This is a genomic window from Mesorhizobium sp. M2A.F.Ca.ET.067.02.1.1 (assembly GCF_004023285.1).
Lineage (GTDB): Bacteria > Pseudomonadota > Alphaproteobacteria > Rhizobiales > Rhizobiaceae > Mesorhizobium.
On the sequence record NZ_RZSB01001380.1, the window covers coordinates 1 to 565 of the forward strand.

The window sequence follows — 565 nt, forward strand, 5'->3', positions numbered from 1 at the left end:
ACATAAGTGAAGTCGTCGGCGACGCCGGCATGGTTGAGGGCGGCCACCGTGTCGCCGCCGCCGGCGACCGAGACCAGCTTGCCTGCCTTGGTGCGGGCGGCCGCGTGCTTTGCCGCCGCCACCGTGGCGCGATCGAAGGGCTCTATCTCGAAGGCGCCGAGCGGGCCATTCCACACCAAGGTCGCGGCGCGGTCGATCCAGTCGGTAACGCTCTGCACGGTCTTTGCGCCGACATCGAGGATCATGCCGTCCGCCGGCACGGCATCGATGGCAACGGTCTCGCTCGCGGCACCCGCCTTGAATTCCTTGGCCACCACGCCGTCGGCGGGCAGGATGATGGCGCAGCCAGCTTCCGCCGCCTCGATCATGATCTGCTTGGCGGTGCCGGCAAGGTCGTGCTCGCAAAGCGACTTGCCGACATCGGTGCCACGCGCGGCCAGGAAGGTGTTAGCCATGCCGCCGCCGATCACCAGCGCGTCGACCTTCTTCACCAGGTTCATCAAAAGGTCGATCTTGGTCGAGACCTTGGCGCCGCCGACAATGGCGACCACCGGCCGTACCGGGT

Annotated in this window: 1 protein-coding gene; it reads right to left on the bottom strand. The window is 67.3% G+C overall.

The features are described 5' to 3' along the window. The coding region (pgk, locus tag EOA28_RS37925) for a phosphoglycerate kinase (RefSeq protein WP_128315955.1) at positions 1-565 on the bottom strand (565 nt) is incomplete at both ends.